Here is a 15,569-nt window from a genome sequence, read left to right as displayed (position 1 = left end):
CGAGGACGGCGCATCGCGCCGCCCTCGCGTTGTGGCCGGACCGTTCAGAGAGCAAAGCGTTCTTCGAGCCAGCGGCTGAACTGCTGGGCGGCGAGCTTGGTACCCGTCGGTGCACCTTTCGAGATCGAACCGCCGAAATGCGTGCCGGCGACGCGGACGTGTTTCTTGTCGTCCGCGCCGAGGGCTTTGTACATCTCCCGTGCGTCGGCGGGGAAGCAACCCTGGTCGCCGGTGAGTTCGACGAGCAATGCCGGGGAGTGGACGCCGACGGCATTCTGGACGAAGTTCGCCCGCGAGGTCGTCGCCGACCACGTCGACATCCAGGCTTGCGCCGTCGTGACCCGGCAGAAGCCGGGGAACCCGAAGTTCCCGAGATCCGGCCGGCTGCCGAACAAGGAACCGTACGGCCGGTCGTTCGGATCCATCGACAGGTCAACGGAACGCAGGTCGGCGTCTGTGCGGTGCACGACCATGATGTTGGCGGCCAGCCAGTGGCGCCGGTGATAATCGTCCTTTGTTGCCCGGTACCGCTCGCCGTGCTCGCGCGCGGTGGCCACGGCCGTCGCGGCGACGGCATCGATACGCCGCACGCGCTCGATCTGCGCCGCGCGATACCGTTCGACGAAGTCCGGCGAATAGCACGACGGCTCTGGCGCCGGCCGGAAGCCGTTGCCCAGGGCGTACGGGTCGAGGCCCGGGTCCGTCGACCACGGATCCGACTCGTCGGTGACGGACGGGTCGATCAGTCGCTGAAGCAACACACCCTGACCCGGGTGGGGCGCCACGAAAACCGCGCCGTCCGGGATCGGCATGTCGGCTGAACCGAGATCGACCTTGGTTCCGTCAGGGGCCGCAGTGTGACGATCTTCGGGTGCCAGGCGGGCCTGTTCCTGGTAGTACGCGTAAAGCGTCGCGCCACCAGAGTGCCCTAACGTCACGTGTGCTTCGAATCCCCGATCGCGCAACATCGCTTGCCCAGCCGCCACATCGAGCAGCGCCTGCTCGTGCAGGAGCCGCAGATCGTTGTTGACGGATCTCGTCCCCTGGACCCACACCGCGAACCCGCGCTCGAGGAGTTCGAACGCGAAGGGATGGTGGCTCGGGTCCTCACGCGGATGCACGATGCTGACCACCGTCCCGGCCCCGCCCTCGGGCGTTCGCAGCAGTCCCGCGACGAAGGCTCCGTCTGCCGTCCTGAGTCGCAGAGCCTCGGTCTGGAACGAAGTCATCACCGCACCGCCAGCCGTAGTGAGTCCTTGTCCCAGCCTTCGATGCGGAACCCGGACAGGCCGGCCACGCAGCTGTACCACACCGCGTGCCGGCAGCCGGTCGCCCGCCTGTCGATGGAGAATCCTTCGGCAGAGGCCAGCACGAAATACGGCCCGGAGCGATGGACCGAGACGTCGGCGTCCCGTTCGGCGACCTCGACCACGGGACGGTTTTCGGGAGTGGCGAGCACGAAGAGCGACGGCATCAGCGGCTGCCTTCCTCCGGGGCGGGGACGAGCAGCTCGTCCCAACGGTCGCCACGCTCGACGATGAGCTCGGCCTTGCGCGTGAGGAGCGCATCCAAGGACGGAGCCGGACCGGCGGCGATATCGACCAGAGCGTCGATCGTCAGTGCGGCGTCGATGTCCTCCTCGACCGTGACGGGACGCAGTGCACGGGTGATCTCCAGGATGTACCCGTTCGGATCGTGCGTGTAGATCGACTCGATCGTCTCGTGCTGAACGCGCATCTCGGTCGGCCATTCGCTCGCGTCGAGCCGGCGCTGGTATTCGTTGAGATCGTCCTCAGAACCCACGTGCAGGGCGAGGTGCCTCGAACCGATGAAGAACCCGGGCACGCTGTCGTCAAAGCGAGCGTAGGCGTCTCCCCGCCGGTCCGGGCCAGGCTGGTCCAGACCAAAGTAGTAGAAGAACGCGATGCGGTCGCTGTTACCGATGTCGAAGAAGAAGTGGATGAAGTCCGGGTGCTTCTCCGGTCCCCAGCCGGCGGCGCAGATCGAATGGACAACCGGGAAACCCAGGACGTCCCGGTAGAACTTGACTGTCCCGGCAGGATCGAACGTCGGGAATGCGGCGTGGTCGACGCCCTGGACGAGGTGCTTCATCGTGCGGACTCCAACTCGGCGCTGGTGTAGTGACGGTCCCCGGACGCCAGGAGACTTCCCGCGCCGGCGATGTTGGACGGGATACCCAGGCTCCGCAGGATGCTGAAGGCTCCTGCGGTGGCTGCGCTCAACACGGGCAGGCCGAACTCGTGTTCTACCTGCTGAATCAGGTCCAGCGATGGCATCTGGACGCACGCGGAGAGAACGAGTGCGTCCACGCCGGTGAGGTCGAGTGACCGAGCCGCTCCGATGACCCGGTCTCCGGGGATACAAGCGACTTCACGGTTGTCCTCGACACCGAGCGCACGGAAATCCGCCACTTCGACGCCCTCGTGCTCCAGGTATCGGACGACCTTTTCGGCCAGCGGATTCAGATAGGGTGTGACAACGGCGATGCGCTTCGCCCCCAGTACCTTGACGGCCTCGACCAGGGCACCGGCACTCGATCGCACAAGAGAGCGCGACTCGCCCGTCGCGAGCTGCTCGGCGATGAGGGCTTCAACGCGGTGGTGCTCGCCGGCTTCACCGGCCATCAAGGCGACGAGGCAGGCGTAGAGGATCACGTCGGGGCCAGTGTCGGCGACCTCGATGACGCAGCGCTCCCGCTGCACATTCATCGCCGCCAGTCCGGCGGGCGTGACCGCGGTCATCCGCATCCGTGAGGCGTGGAAGGTGAATTCCGTGCCCGGCTGGCGACGCAGCAGCGCCGGCAACTCGGTCTCCACCGTCACGTTGGAACTCGGGACGATCAGTCCCACTCTGTGCTGCACCATGTTTCTCCTCAGTGAGACGGGACGCGAACCGGCTGCCGGACACCTGTTGCCGCCGCGGCGAGGATCGAGTCCAGCAACCGATGACGGCGAACCGCATGGGCGAAGTCCGGGCCCACCCGTTCGCCGGTCCGAACGGCTTCGACGAAGTCGAGGTACATCGGGACAATGAACCTCGGCGGCCCGGTCGGCACATCTGCCGGCGAGGACGGCGACAGGACCCGGTGTTCGCCGGTCCCGTCGACATGGAGGACCTCGATCGTTCCACTGTGGACACCGGGGCTGGCGAAGATGCAGATGGCGCCGAGCTCCCCGCGCACGTCGAGCGTGAACCCCTTCGGGTCGTGCGCCAGCGCGCGCTGGACGTGGGCCGTCAGCACCGCGCCGTTCTCGAGGGTTCCCGTGATCGAGACCTCGTCGGGGCTCGTCGCCCGGATGGTCTCACCGGTTTCGACGACCGTGATATCCGGTAGCCGCGTCGCCACGGTCGCGGACAGCTCCGCGATCTCGCCGGCAACCGCGCACATGGTGTCGAGCGAGTGCCCAGCGGTGATCATCAGCACGTTCGCGCCATTGGCGGCATCGGCCTGATAGGTCTTCGACAATGGCAGCCGGAGGCCACCCAGCGCGTGGGAAGCGTGCACGCTGACGGACAGGAGCCTGCCGAGCTCACCCCGGGCGATCATGGCCGCCACCGCCCGGATCGGCGATGCTCGCGCGCCTTGAAGGCCGATCATCGTCGCCAGGCCGCGGTCGGTCGCGAGCCGTTGCAGCGCCGAAGCGGAGGAGGTGTCGGTCGTCAAAGGCCATTCGCAGTAGACGTGTTTGCCGGCCATGAGTGCCTGCTCCACCAGGTCGCGGTGGCTTGGTGCCCTGACGGCGATGGTCACCGCCTCGACGTCGGGATCTTTCAGCAGCAGCAGGGCGCCGGCATAGGCTCGCCGCGCGCCGTACGCCTCGCGGACGGCCTCGGCCGTTTCCGTGCGGGTCGTGGCGACGGCGACGAGGTCGATCTCGGCCAGGGCCTGCACCGCGGGCAGGTGGGCCCTTGATGCCCAGCCTGCTTCCGGATTCGCACCGATGACCCCAAGGCGGAGAGGTTCCGTCATTTTCCCTCCCGCTGCTCAGGTCGCGGCGATCTCGGCAACAACCTGCTGGGCCGCGAGGTAGCCGAAGGTCATCCCTGCGCCCAGGGTCGAGCCCGGGCCCGCGTAGGTGCCGGCCGGGCCGCCGTTCGAACAGTTGCCGGCGGCATAGAGTCCAGGGATGGGGTTGCCGTCTTGGGCAGCCAGCACCTCGGCACGCGCATTCACGCGGAGCCCTCCCCGGGTCGCCAAGGCGCCGGTCAGCACCTGGATGGCGTAGAACGGGCCTTTCTCCAGCGTTCCCAAGCAGGGATTCGGCCTGCATTCGGGGTCTCCCCAGGCGAGGTCCCACGGGTTGCCCCCGCGCTGGAACTCCTCGTCGACACCCGTTCTGGCGAATCCGTTGAACCGATCGATCGTGCCCCGCAGAACGCCTGGGTCCAGTCCGATTTGCCGCGCCAGGTCCTCAACCGTCTCGCCGACCTTCAGGAACTCGGCGGGCTGCCCGGCCTGCGGCAGTTTCCAAGCCAACAGCGCGTATCGCTCCACACCTTGCTGGTCGAAGATGAACCAGGCGGGGAAGTTCCGGGGTGCGGCTCCTACCCTGTTGCCGAAGTATTCGCCGGCGTCGTAGTAGTTCGTCGCCTCGTTCATGAACCGCCGGCCCATGCTGTTGACGATGAGCGTGTGCGGCAGGATCCGGTCTTCGCGGCTGCCGCCGGCGTTCACGACCCCGGCCTCGCCGCCGAGCTGCAGATGGGGCATCCACCACGCGTCACCGAGGCCGGCCAGCTGAGCCCCGATACCGGCGCCCATCAGGTGACCGTCTCCTTGGTTCGACTCGATGTCGCAGGTGAACTCCAGTGGCCGCGAAAGCCACATCCGCTTCAGTTCCTCGTTGTTGGTGAACCCGCCGGTGGCGATCAGCACGCCGTGGCGGACTTCGATTTCCGTCTCACCAACGCCAACACCCACCACCCGATTGCCCTGGACCACGAGCCGCGTCGCCGGGGTGCCGGTGAGGACGTGAACGCCATGGTTCAGGGCACCGCGAAGCAGGTGGGCGATGAGCCCCGTGCCGCGCCCGTACGCCTCTTCCTGTTCGTCGGCCGCGCCGAGGGAAAGCGCGTTGATCGCCCCCCATCCGCCTCCTCCCCCGGACTCGGGAACCGGGCGCATCAGGTGCATTTCCTTCGAGTAATAGTCGAGGGGATTGACGCGCCACCGCGATGCGGGTTCCTTGCGCAGCCTGGCACCCCACTCCCCCAGTTCGGCCAGCGGGATCCGGAGACTGTTCAAAGCCCGGCCACCATGTTTGGCGCCGGGAAGCCAGGGGCGGTAGTCGATCGTTCCGCCGATCGCGGGCCACGCCTCGAAGGCGACACCCCCTTGGTCCTCGAGAAGCTCGATCATCCTGGGACCGTGATCGACCAGTGCCACAATGTGTTCGTCGTCGCCCGTCGGCCCGGCACACGCGCGGAGATAGGCCAGCGCCTCCTCCCGGCTGTCCTCGACCCCGACTTCACCCATGTGCCGATTGCCGGGGATCCACACGCCACCACCGGACATCGAGGTGGTGCCACCGACAAGTCCGGACTTCTCCAGCACCAGGACATGCGCCCCGCCGATGGCAGCGACAAGGGCACCGGTCAGCCCTGACGCCCCGCTCCCGAGCACGATGAAGTCGTAGGGACCGGCGAGTTCTTCCACGGACTTGGGTGTGCTCATGGCTCCTGCCTTTCGAGAGGACGGAATTGCTCACGCAGCCGCATTTTGTCGACCTTCAAGGTCGGGGTCCTTGGCAACGCGGGCACGAGTTCAAGGCGCTCGGGCCACTTGAACTTGGCGACACCGAGCCTCGCGAAGTGCTCGAGGACGACCGAGAGCGTCAGCACCGAATCGGGCGACGAGGGCACGACGCACGCGCAGGCCCGTTCCCCCAACCGCTCGTCCGGCATGGCGACGACCGCGGCCTCCCCGATATCCGGGTGCCGCAGAAGTAGTTCTTCCACTTCCGCCGCGCTGATTTTCTCCCCGCCACGGCTGATGACATCCTTCATGCGTCCTTCGAAGGAGAGGCACCGGTGGCCCTCGACCGTCAGGACTCGCACCAAATCCCCGGTGTCGAGGAAGCCGTCGCCGTTCACCGCCACCGCGTTGTGTTGCCCCGCATCGAGATAACCGGCGATCGTCGACGGTCCGCGATAGAGCAGGCGTCCCGTCTCGCCGTCGGGGAGGTCCTCACCGGTCACGGCATCGACCACGCGGAACTCGTCGAGCCGGTTGTTGGGGTTGCCCACGGTGTCGCGCCGGGAAAGCTCCGGCGCGTCACGCTCGGAGGTCATATACGGCCCTTCGGCCATCCCCCAGTTCTGCCCGACCCACATGCCCAGGGACGAGCACCGGTCGAAGATTCGCGGTGGAAGTTTCGAGCCGGACCAGGCCACTGTCTTGAGCGTCTCCGACAGTTTCTCCCACCGCGGGTCGTCGATCCACGGAAGCATCGGGCCGCCGATCATCATGTCGGTGACACCGCTTTCGGTGAGGAAATCCAGCGATGACTCCGCGGGGCCGAAAGGCACCGCGACGAAACAACCGCCGACCGCGTGCGCACCGAACAACGCGTGCACCACGCCGGCGTTGTGCACGAACGGCATCGCATGCGCAACGACCGACCGATGGTCGCGCCGCAATGTCTTCGCGACATCCAGACCGTTGTTCCAGTACTCGGCGTGCAGCCGGGGAATGACTTTGGGGGTTCCCGTGGTGCCACCGGAAAGCTGGAGCACCGCGACCGATCGCGGATCGATCCGCGCCTGAATGTCGTCGACCGTGGCGCGAACGACCTCGTCCGGAATGGACAGACCCGCTTCGCCGATGCGGGGGAAACCCGGTGCCGCTTCACCAACACAGAGCCGGTGTTCGAGGGCCGGCAGGTACGAGGACGCCGCATGTGAGAGGCCGACGAGCTCGCCATTGCTGACGCTCGTGTCTACCAGATGGCCACGAGCACCGGCGACAGTCCCGATATGCCGCAGCTCGTGGGTCCGATGCGACGCCAACGTGGCGACCGGCACCGTCCCCGCCTTGAGCAGGGAGTAGAAGGCCAGCACCCCTTCGGCGGTGTTGCCGAGTTGCAGGAGGACCGCATCTCCGGGGCCGAGGCCGATTTCACGAAGCGCAGCCGCTACCTGATCGCTTCGCCGGTCAAGCTCGGCGTAGGTGTAGGACGTGTCGCGTCCGACGACGGCGAGGCGTGCCGGATAACGCTCCGCGATGCCGCGGAATCGCTGCGATACGGTGGCGTCAGTCCAGGCCCCCGCTTTGACGTAGGTTTCCGCCGCCGACGGGTCATGGCGTGGAAAACGTCCTTCCCACGGGTCGATCGACATAGCTGTCAGCCTCCTTGGGTCCACCAGTGCAGGGCGCGGCGCCGGAACAGATCCGAGATCCACAGCAGCAGCAACGCGCAAGCCGACAGGACGACGATAACGGCGAATGTCATGGTGGAATTGGCTTGCGTGGTCGCCGTAAGGATCAGCAGGCCCATGCCGGAGGTTCCGGTGAGAATCTCGCCCGTCACCACGGAGACGATCGCGAAACTGACGGCCACCGGAAGCGCGGAAAGCGTCCATGCCAAGGCGTACGGAAACCGGACCCGCCACATGACATCCCATCGTGTAGCGCCGAGGAGCCGCACGTTGTGCAGCACATGGGATTCGACAGTCCTGGCACCCTCGTACGCGTTGAAGAGCGCAACGAAGAACACGACCATGAAGGCGACGACGACCGATGTCAGCAATCCACTGCCGAACAACACGATCACGATCGGGATGAGCGCGACCCGCGGCACCGCGTTGAAGGCGACGACGAAGGGCCGCAACACCGCGCCGAGGACCTTGAAGCTGCCCAGAACCAGGCCCGCCAACCCGCCCGCACTCATCGCAAGGACCAGACCGATGGCCGAGGCCTCGAGCGTCGGCCACAGATAGTTCCAGACCGGCGGGACACCATTGCGGCCGAGCAGCAGGTCCACCAGGGTCTCCCCCAGCTGCGCGGGAGAACTGATGAAGTAGGGATCGAGAAGCTTCCACCGGGACAGACCACCGATCTGCGGAACGAACTGCCAAGCCGCCACGAAGGCGAGGGCCACGAAGAACTGCATCGCGGTCACGGTGATTTTCCCTCGTGCGCCGCTCTGCTGCCGGCCCGGCTTCCTCGTCTTCCCGTTGCGAGGATTGAGCCGCCGGGAAACGACGTCTGTGCCACCGAGTGTGTTGCTCATCGTCGCCCCGTCCCTTCGGGGTGGATGCTCGCCGGCTCCACGGTGTGCGACGCGTTGATCTGAAGGTGAAGATCACGCCAGAGACGGCTGTACAGATCGAGAAAGGCAGGGGTCTCCCGGAGAGACATCATGTCGCGCCCGGTCCCGAACGGAACCTCGTGCTCGCTGAAAACGAACGTGGGCCGGGGACCAAGGATGTAGACCTTGTCGCACATACTTGCGGCTTCGGCAAGGTCGTGCGTCACCAGGACGGTCGTGATACCGAGCTCGCGAACGATGGTGAAAACATCCTGATGAATCGTCACCCTGGTCGGTTCGTCGATCGCGGAGAACGGTTCGTCGAGCAACAAGACCTGCGGGAACGCCGCAACACTCGCCAGCACCGCGACACGGCGCCGCATGCCACCCGAGAGCTGGTACGGATACGCCTGCTCGAATCCGCCGAGATGGACCATGGAAATGAGTTCCCGGATTTTCTCGTCGGTGGCTCGCCGTGCGGCCCGCCCCTGGCCACCTCTGGCGCGGCCTTTCTTGAACGAGTAGTGCAGGCGAATGTTCTGCTCCACTGTCAACCAGGGCAGGACGGTGTCCTTCTGGAACATCATGCTCAGCAGGTGCCGGCCCGATTGATCCGGAACCACCTCCACGTCGCCGGCCTGAGCTTCGGCGAGGCCCGCGATGAGGCTCAGCAGTGTGCTCTTTCCGCATCCGCTGGGGCCGACGATGCCGACGCTTTCCCCGCGGCAGACGCTCAAATTGAGGTCCGCGATCACCTGCAATCCGCTCGGGTAGCGGTAGCTGACATTGCGGAACTCGACAGCGGCTCCGCCGGGAGCAGCGGTGACACCGCGTCCCGACTGGATCGAGTCTTCCGAGGTCGGATGCATCATGGCCGCCCGATGGCCGCGTCGTAGACGGACATGTCCACGACCTTGCCGTAGTCGAATCTGCCCGGGTCCTTGGCGAGGAAATCCAGCCCGCCCGACTCGTAGAACGACAGCGTGCTGGGCCAGACGTTCTGCGGGATGTACCCCCTGTTCGGGCTCAGGTTCGGCCTGGCCTGTTCGATCGTCAGGGCAAGGGCGTCCACGGATCCGATCGCCGAGAAACCTTTGTCGAACGCGATCAGGGTCTGGGCAATGTCCTTCGGCTGGGCGGCCAGGTAGTCGGTCAGGGCGTTGTTGTAGCCCTTCAGCAGCTTCTCGAAGGCTGGGCGTTTCTCGTTGAGCGTGCCGGGGAGTGCCGCGAAGACACCCTCGATCCCCAGGATCGGCCAATCGGCGGGCAGCTTGGCCTTGTCCACCGGATCGAAGACGACCCTCAACTGTCCTTTTTGGATTCCTGCCTGAAAATAGGCGATGCTTCCGACGGCACATTTGGTCCGTCCACCCACGACATTGGCCGTCAGTGCCGACACGTCTCCCGACAACTGGGTCAGCTCCCATTTCGTCTTGTACACCTTTTCCAGCTGCTTGGTCCACGCGTAGATGGCTTGACCGGCCGTTCCGGTGGACACGGTCTTGCAGTCCAGCGGGGACTTCACGGCTGGATCGGACGTGACGACGTAACCGCTGCCACCCGCCTCCGTGCCGTAAATGCTCACGACGGGTTTGCCCTGATTGATCGCCGCGAAGGAGGAACCTTGAGAGGTGTAGATGGTGTCGGACTTTCCGGCCACGAAGTTGGCCGGCATCCCTGCCCCATCCGCACTGATCGTCAAGTCCAGCCCCGCGTTCTGGAAGTAGCCCTTCGCCTTCGCCCAGTACAGGAGCGCGTAGGCAGGCCCGGGGTTCATGACGCCCACTCTGAGCTGCGAGACGGACTCGCCGGCTGCCCGGCTGCCGCCGGCGCTGCCGCAGGCCGCCAGCAGAACGCCGGCAAGGCCGAAGACCACGATCGGCGCGAATCGGTTGAGCGCGCCGCGTTTCGACCGCCGCTTCACATCGGTCCGCGCGTTCTGCTGCTCCATTGCATTTACTCCCTTACTGACACGTCGGCCTCGGTGACGACATCCGCTCGAGCTACATCTGCAGGAAGCCCGCATCGACCGGGACGGAGATACCCGTGACGTACCTCGTCTCGTCTGAGGCGAGCCACAGCACCGCATTCGCGATGTCTTCCGCCTCGAGCAGCTCGACGGGCAGCAGGTTCTGCATGTTGGCGCCACTCGATTCGTGGGCGAACAGTTCGCGGATGCCGTCGACCATGGGCGTCTGGGTGTTTCCGGGATGCACCGTGTTCACGCGAATCGAGTACTGCGCGAGTTCGATCGCCAGCGTTCGCATCAAGCCGACAACACCGTGCTTCGCGGCAGCGTAGGACGCCAACCGCGGCCAGCCCTTCAAACCGGCCAGCGAGCTCGTGATGATGATGGACCCGCCGTTGCCGGCCTCGATCATGGCCGGGATCGAAGCCTTGAGCGTCTTCCACACACCGGTGAGATTGATGCCGATGCTCTCGTCCCACGCCTCTTCGTCCAGCGCCCAGCCGTTCGTGGCGTAGTTCACGGTTCCGGCATTCGCACACACGATGTCCAGCCGGCCCAGTTCTCGGACGCCCGTGCCAACGATCTGGTTCAGCGCCTTGAGGTCCCGGACGTCGGCCTCGAAGGTCAGGATGCGGCGGCCGAGTTTCCCGACCTCGCGTGCGGTGACCGCCAAATCCTCGGGAGTCGCCAGGGGGTACTGAATGGTCGGGAGCGGCTGGCAAACATCGAAGGCGATGATGTCGGCGCCTTCCTTCGCGAGCCGAATCGCGTGCGCACGCCCTTGCCCGCGTGCGGCTCCGGAAATGAGGGCCACTTTGCCCTCGAGTCGAGTCATGAGCTTCCTTTCAGGTGTAGCTTCGCGTCACCATGGCCAAGATCCCTCGAGACCGATCGAGGTGTGCTGGCCTTTCTTGGCCGGACGATCCGACAGAATCGGAACGACATTGGGCACGGCTCGATGGAGCCGCGTGTCCGGATCGGTCGCCACGTCGATGAGGTAGGAACCCGGGGCATCGAGCGCGCGACGCACAGCAGCGGCCAAATCCTCCGGATGTTCGACCCGCTCGCCGTCGACCCCCATTCCGGCGGCCACGCCGACGAAGTCGGTCGGCGGCAGTTCGGTCCAGGCGGCCACTTCTTCCCGCATACCCAGGCTTGCCATGCCTGAACGGTTGGCCATCAGGCACCCGTTGTTGTCGATCACGATGATGACCTTGATGCCGTGGTGGGTCAGCGTGGCCAGTTCCATCAGGTCGTAGTAGAACCCGCCGTCACCGTGGAAGCTCACGACAGTCTTGTCCGGAAGCGCGAGCTTGGTGCCGATGGCAATGGGCAGGCTCGCGCCCAGCGACTGATATCTCGGTCCGTTGGGAACCGGCGGGCAATCGGCGCCGAAGTGGCGGCCACGGGAAATGAAGAAGGCATTGCTTCCCGAGTCGCCGATACAGATGGCGTCAGCCGGCAGTTCCGCATTGAGCACGTCGATCAGGTGCATTTGGGTCATCGGCTTTTCGGACCCGTCGTAGCGCGACCGGTAGGCCTCGTACCACGCCTGCTTTGCCGCGGCGACCATCGAGCGGCCCTCGGTGCGCTGACGCAGGTCTCGCTTTTGGGCCGCACTGTTCAGCTGCGCCAAGGCCGACCGTGCGTCAGCGACGAGGCCGATCGTCGGCTGGACGATCTTGCCGGGCTGACCGGGATCGATGTCGATATGGACGATCTTCGACGGCTTGTCCAGCGTCCAGGCGGCTGTGCTGATCTGCGAGAAGGACGTGCCGACCGCGATCCAGAGGTCGGCACGCTGGACGACTTCGTTCGCGGATGTCCAGCCGAAGGAACCGATGGGCCCGGCATACAGCGGATGGTCGTCGGACAGGACACCTCGCCCACCCCGTCCCGTCGAGACGACAGGCACACCGGTTTTCTCGGCGAGCTCCGCGAGCTGTGCCGTGCCATCGGCGAGATGGACGCCCGCGCCGGCGATGATCACCGGCCGCTCGCTCGAATTCAGCAGTTCGATGACGTCGTCGATACCCGCCGATGCCGCCTGGGGCGGCTCAGGCAGGACGAGAGGCTCGATCGCGGCGACGATCGGCTGCGTCATCACCTGGGAGTACACGTCGAGAACCGCCGCGCCGAAGCGTCCCGTGCTGGCCGCCGTGACGGCTTGCCGGACGGCCAGCGGCAAGTCATCGGCCGTGACCACGCGCCGGATGTACTTCGTGAGCGGCTTCATCGACGAGTACACCTCCTCGCCTTCCTGGAGGGCCTCCCGCATATCCAGAGCGCTGGCGAGGTTCGCGTCGATGACCAGCAGCGGGTTGGAGTCCTGTTTGGCCGCGTAGAGCGCGGGGACGGCGTGCAGGGTGCCCACGACGTGGAACAAGCACGCCGAGGAAGCACGCCGGCGCATGCGGTTGTATCCGTACGACATCCAGGCCGCGCTCAGCTCGGTGCGTGCCGAAATATTCGGGATTCCCGCGCTCAGGATCCCGTCCAGGATCTGATAGGCACCGCCCCCGGGGTAGCCGAAGACGAGTTCGACGCCGGCGTCGCGCAGCGCCACACCGATCGCTTCCCGCCCGTCCTGGGCAGCGGCGATCGTCTCCTGCACGTCCGTCACTTCGGTGTCCATTGCAGCCTTTCCCTTGCAGTGCCACATTTTCAGCCGCCGAGGGCGGCCCGAGGGTCCTGCCCCTGGGGGCGAAGAGTGAGTCGTTATCGGGACCAAGCGGCGCGCCGCCGCCACGTCCGATCCTAACGTTAGGTTCGGACTATAACCGCCATCACACCGCGATGCAAGAGCGGTCCGGCATCACCCAGGAGTGCCATAAGGAGTGGTCACAGCCGCATTGCGGCGTCGCCCGGTGCCACCGTCAGAGCACAGATAGCAACCCGTCAGGCGGGAGCACTCCGTGGAGAACTCGGTACCACAAGTCCGACATGGCGCGGCAAAGCTCGGCCTCCGATACCGCGCCCACCATCAGATCCGACCGTCGCGTACCCCACAGATACGCGCAGTGTTCGAGCATCGACCACAGCGCCTCGGCGACCCCCGCGGCATCGAGGTCATTTCCGCCGCGGTCCGCCTCCGCCTGGATCACGTGGTCTTCAATCAGCTTGACCACCGGCCGGCGGGTGCGACGCCAGTCGGCCGCGAACTCGCTGTCGAGCATCGACAACTGGAAAATGCCGTGCACGACGGCCCGGTTCTCCGTGTAAGTCCGCCACAGTGTGGTCACCAGGCGACTGATCCGCATCGACCCCGGCTCGTCAGGGAACCGGAGGCCTTGCAGGATGGTGTCGTTGAACTCCTCGGCCAGATGAAGCAGCAGATCTTCTTTGGTGTCGAAGTAGTTGTAGAACGCGCCGAGGGACATGCCGGCTTCCTCGGCGATGTCCCTGACTCCGGCCGTGAGGAAGCTCTTCTGCTCGAATACGTGCCGGCCGGCCGCGGCCCAGAGCTCCTTGCCCTCGGACCGGGCAGGTTTGCGTGCCTTTCTGGAGCGCTTGAGGGGAACATGGACGATCGGCTCGCGGGGCACGGCGTAAAACGCCCGATACCAGATCGCGGCGAGCACGGAAACCTCGTCGAAGCTCTCGGGCTGTCGATCAGGGCTGATCAGGTGACCCGAGGAGATGAATCGGTAATGCTCGTTCATGACGTCGATCAGAACGGGGGTCAGCTTCTGGTCGACGTCATTCGCGAAACCGTGCTCTCGGGCCCGGGCCAGGAAAATGCCGAAGACCTGGTGGCCGACCGCGCGCACTTTCTTTTCGATCCCGGCGAATCGCTCGTCCACCGTGGACAGCTGAAAGAGTGCGACCATGACCCCTTTGAAGGTCAGGTAGGTCTGCCAAAAGCCCGCCGCCGCCCGGACGAAAGCCGCGTGGTCGTACTCGTTCTCAGGGAGCGGAATACGTTCCAGCGCACGCGGGCCGGCGAAATCCACCAACCGCTCGCTCAGCAATTCCAGAATTGCGGCCTTGTTGTCGAAGTACTGATACACCGCGGCGGACGAACGACCCGCCTCTTTGGCGATGTCCTCGACGGTCGTACTGAAGTATCCCTGACTGGCAAAGAGTTTGTCCGCTGACCGGGTGATCTCGTCGATCGTCCGCTGCCCCCGGGCACTACGCACCCCGCGGACCCTGTCGCTGACCTCGCGAGGTTGCGAGAGTCGCTTAGTCATCGATACTGCCAGGCCCAGGGCGGCATTCGAGGTCGAGACCGTTCATTTGCCGCCTTTCCGGATCGTGCCTTTGCTGAGCGATGTTATACGAGCCCGAAGACCTTCTCGGCGTTGCCGCTGAAGATGGCCGCCTTCTCCGCGTCGGTGATCTCGAGCCGATCCATCGCGGCGACTTCGTCGGCCAGCGGACTCGGGTCCTGCGGGTAGTCGGCGGCGAACATGATGCGGTCAGCCGACAGCACATCGATGCAGAACGGAAGGGCTGCCGCGGAGTTCATCCCGGAGGTGGTCAGATAGATGTTGCGCCGGAAGTACTCGCTGGGGGGCATCTTCAGCCGCTGCTTCGGGTTGGACTGCGCATACGCCGCGTCGAGCCGCTCGAAGTAGAAGGGAATGCCTTCGCCGAGGTGGCCGACCACGAGGGTGAGCTCCGGGAAGATGTCGAAGACCCCGGACAGGATGACGCGCACCAGGTGGGTCGAGGCCTCCACGTTGTAACCCCAGATCGGGCCCATCATGCCGTACTGCGTGAAGGCCCGGACCAGTTGCGGGGAAGGCTGGCTCGGGTGGAGGTAGACCGGGACGCGCAGCGATTCCGCCGCCTCGAAGATCGGCCACATCTCGGGCTCGTCCAGGTAGATGCCGCGCTGGGGCCACTCGTCGCCCCGAGTGTGGGAGTGGATGACCGTGCCCCGCAGACCGAGTGACCGCACGGCACGCTCCAGCTCCACCGCCGCCGCCTCCGGATGCGAAGTCGGCAGCGAAGCCAGTCCCGCCAGTCGGCTCGGATAACGACGGACCGCGGCCGCAAGCTCGTCGTTGATGCCCCGGGCCTCCGCCACCGCGTGGGCCGGGTCCAGCATCTGGCTGCCCTGATACGACAGAACCAGGAGTTGCATGTCGAGCCGCGCCTCGTCCATCACAGCGATGCGCCCCTCGCCGAGGTCCATGTTGCGCGCCCAGCGTTCCTCCGTGATGCCCGGCAGGAAAACCTGGCTGAGGGCATCAGCCGTCCCCAGCTGCCGCGCCTCTTCCGAGGCATAAACCTGGCGTGCCAGATCGCTGGCCCGCTGCGTCAGATAGCCCTCTTCGACCGCGATCCTTCTCCCTGAATACATGCGAACTCCTCAACTGAAC

The 15,569-nt window shown here is 65.6% G+C and carries 14 protein-coding genes; all 14 read right to left on the bottom strand.

The genetic code is table 11. The annotated features are described in order from the left end of the window. Positions 1-44: 44 nt before the first annotated feature. Positions 45-1,229: an alpha/beta fold hydrolase gene (locus GKO32_RS02920; RefSeq protein ID WP_154755193.1), complete on the bottom strand. Its 1,185-nt coding sequence runs from the start codon at positions 1,227-1,229 to the stop codon at positions 45-47. After that, positions 1,229-1,474 (bottom strand): hypothetical protein, encoded by a 246-nt coding sequence (locus GKO32_RS02915; protein WP_154755192.1) that lies wholly within the window; start codon positions 1,472-1,474, stop codon positions 1,229-1,231. The genes GKO32_RS02920 and GKO32_RS02915 overlap by 1 nt, the downstream gene beginning before the upstream one ends. Continuing rightward, positions 1,474-2,112: a VOC family protein gene (locus tag GKO32_RS02910; RefSeq protein WP_154755191.1), complete on the bottom strand. Its 639-nt coding sequence runs from the start codon at positions 2,110-2,112 to the stop codon at positions 1,474-1,476. The genes GKO32_RS02915 and GKO32_RS02910 overlap by 1 nt, the downstream gene beginning before the upstream one ends. Beyond that, positions 2,109-2,885 (bottom strand): maleate cis-trans isomerase family protein, encoded by a 777-nt coding sequence (locus GKO32_RS02905; RefSeq protein ID WP_154755190.1) that lies wholly within the window; start codon positions 2,883-2,885, stop codon positions 2,109-2,111. Before GKO32_RS02905 ends, GKO32_RS02910 begins: the two co-directional genes overlap by 4 nt. 8 nt (positions 2,886-2,893) lie before the next feature. Continuing rightward, complete coding sequence (locus tag GKO32_RS02900) at positions 2,894-3,991, bottom strand: Gfo/Idh/MocA family protein (RefSeq protein ID WP_154755189.1); 1,098 nt, start codon at positions 3,989-3,991, stop codon at positions 2,894-2,896. A gap of 15 nt (positions 3,992-4,006) precedes the next feature. Next, complete coding sequence (locus GKO32_RS02895) at positions 4,007-5,695, bottom strand: FAD-dependent oxidoreductase (protein WP_154755188.1); 1,689 nt, start codon at positions 5,693-5,695, stop codon at positions 4,007-4,009. Then, positions 5,692-7,359, bottom strand: coding sequence for an AMP-binding protein (locus tag GKO32_RS02890; RefSeq protein WP_154755187.1), 1,668 nt, complete (start codon positions 7,357-7,359; stop codon positions 5,692-5,694). The genes GKO32_RS02895 and GKO32_RS02890 overlap by 4 nt, the downstream gene beginning before the upstream one ends. 5 nt (positions 7,360-7,364) lie before the next feature. Next, positions 7,365-8,252, bottom strand: a complete 888-nt coding sequence (locus GKO32_RS02885) for an ABC transporter permease (protein WP_154755186.1) — start codon at positions 8,250-8,252, stop codon at positions 7,365-7,367. Beyond that, positions 8,249-9,142 carry an ABC transporter ATP-binding protein gene (locus GKO32_RS02880; protein ID WP_154755185.1) on the bottom strand — a complete coding sequence of 298 codons (894 nt, stop codon included), beginning with the start codon at positions 9,140-9,142 and terminating at the stop codon, positions 8,249-8,251. The genes GKO32_RS02885 and GKO32_RS02880 overlap by 4 nt, the downstream gene beginning before the upstream one ends. Next, positions 9,139-10,221, bottom strand: coding sequence for an ABC transporter substrate-binding protein (locus GKO32_RS02875; protein ID WP_166459343.1), 1,083 nt, complete (start codon positions 10,219-10,221; stop codon positions 9,139-9,141). The genes GKO32_RS02880 and GKO32_RS02875 overlap by 4 nt, the downstream gene beginning before the upstream one ends. Before the next feature lie 52 nt (positions 10,222-10,273). Then, positions 10,274-11,074 carry a mycofactocin-coupled SDR family oxidoreductase gene (locus GKO32_RS02870; RefSeq protein WP_154755183.1) on the bottom strand — a complete coding sequence of 267 codons (801 nt, stop codon included), beginning with the start codon at positions 11,072-11,074 and terminating at the stop codon, positions 10,274-10,276. 27 nt (positions 11,075-11,101) lie between these two features. Next, entirely contained in the window at positions 11,102-12,874 is a 1,773-nt protein-coding gene (locus tag GKO32_RS02865) for a thiamine pyrophosphate-binding protein (RefSeq protein WP_166459342.1), read from the bottom strand. A 241-nt stretch (positions 12,875-13,115) separates the two neighbouring features. Then, positions 13,116-14,432, bottom strand: a complete 1,317-nt coding sequence (locus tag GKO32_RS02860) for a TetR/AcrR family transcriptional regulator (RefSeq protein ID WP_154755181.1) — start codon at positions 14,430-14,432, stop codon at positions 13,116-13,118. 83 nt (positions 14,433-14,515) lie between these two features. Further along, positions 14,516-15,550 carry an amidohydrolase family protein gene (locus GKO32_RS02855; RefSeq protein ID WP_154755180.1) on the bottom strand — a complete coding sequence of 345 codons (1,035 nt, stop codon included), beginning with the start codon at positions 15,548-15,550 and terminating at the stop codon, positions 14,516-14,518. Positions 15,551-15,569: the final 19 nt, after the last annotated feature.

It is taken from the genome of Amycolatopsis pithecellobii (assembly GCF_009707865.1).
Classification (GTDB): Bacteria; Actinomycetota; Actinomycetes; order Mycobacteriales; family Pseudonocardiaceae; genus Amycolatopsis_E; species Amycolatopsis_E pithecellobii.
The sequence above is the reverse complement of the archived record's forward strand: the minus strand, read 5'-3'. Positions and strand labels throughout refer to the sequence as shown.

Excerpts from the sequence above, each read along its gene's own strand:
- GKO32_RS02900 (WP_154755189.1), bottom strand. The coding sequence starts at position 3,991 with ATGACGGAACCTCTCCGCCTTGGGGTCATCGGTGCGAATCCGGAAGCA.
- GKO32_RS02890 (WP_154755187.1), bottom strand. The coding sequence starts at position 7,359 with ATGTCGATCGACCCGTGGGAAGGACGTTTTCCACGCCATGACCCGTCG.
- GKO32_RS02860 (WP_154755181.1), bottom strand. The coding sequence starts at position 14,432 with ATGACTAAGCGACTCTCGCAACCTCGCGAGGTCAGCGACAGGGTCCGC.
- GKO32_RS02870 (WP_154755183.1), bottom strand. The coding sequence starts at position 11,074 with ATGACTCGACTCGAGGGCAAAGTGGCCCTCATTTCCGGAGCCGCACGC.
- GKO32_RS02865 (WP_166459342.1), bottom strand. The coding sequence starts at position 12,874 with ATGGACACCGAAGTGACGGACGTGCAGGAGACGATCGCCGCTGCCCAG.
- GKO32_RS02885 (WP_154755186.1), bottom strand. The coding sequence starts at position 8,252 with ATGAGCAACACACTCGGTGGCACAGACGTCGTTTCCCGGCGGCTCAAT.
- GKO32_RS02920 (WP_154755193.1), bottom strand. The coding sequence starts at position 1,229 with ATGACTTCGTTCCAGACCGAGGCTCTGCGACTCAGGACGGCAGACGGA.
- GKO32_RS02905 (WP_154755190.1), bottom strand. The coding sequence starts at position 2,885 with ATGGTGCAGCACAGAGTGGGACTGATCGTCCCGAGTTCCAACGTGACG.
- GKO32_RS02855 (WP_154755180.1), bottom strand. The coding sequence starts at position 15,550 with ATGTATTCAGGGAGAAGGATCGCGGTCGAAGAGGGCTATCTGACGCAG.
- GKO32_RS02915 (WP_154755192.1), bottom strand. The coding sequence starts at position 1,474 with ATGCCGTCGCTCTTCGTGCTCGCCACTCCCGAAAACCGTCCCGTGGTC.
- GKO32_RS02875 (WP_166459343.1), bottom strand. The coding sequence starts at position 10,221 with ATGGAGCAGCAGAACGCGCGGACCGATGTGAAGCGGCGGTCGAAACGC.
- GKO32_RS02895 (WP_154755188.1), bottom strand. The coding sequence starts at position 5,695 with ATGAGCACACCCAAGTCCGTGGAAGAACTCGCCGGTCCCTACGACTTC.
- GKO32_RS02880 (WP_154755185.1), bottom strand. The coding sequence starts at position 9,142 with ATGATGCATCCGACCTCGGAAGACTCGATCCAGTCGGGACGCGGTGTC.
- GKO32_RS02910 (WP_154755191.1), bottom strand. The coding sequence starts at position 2,112 with ATGAAGCACCTCGTCCAGGGCGTCGACCACGCCGCATTCCCGACGTTC.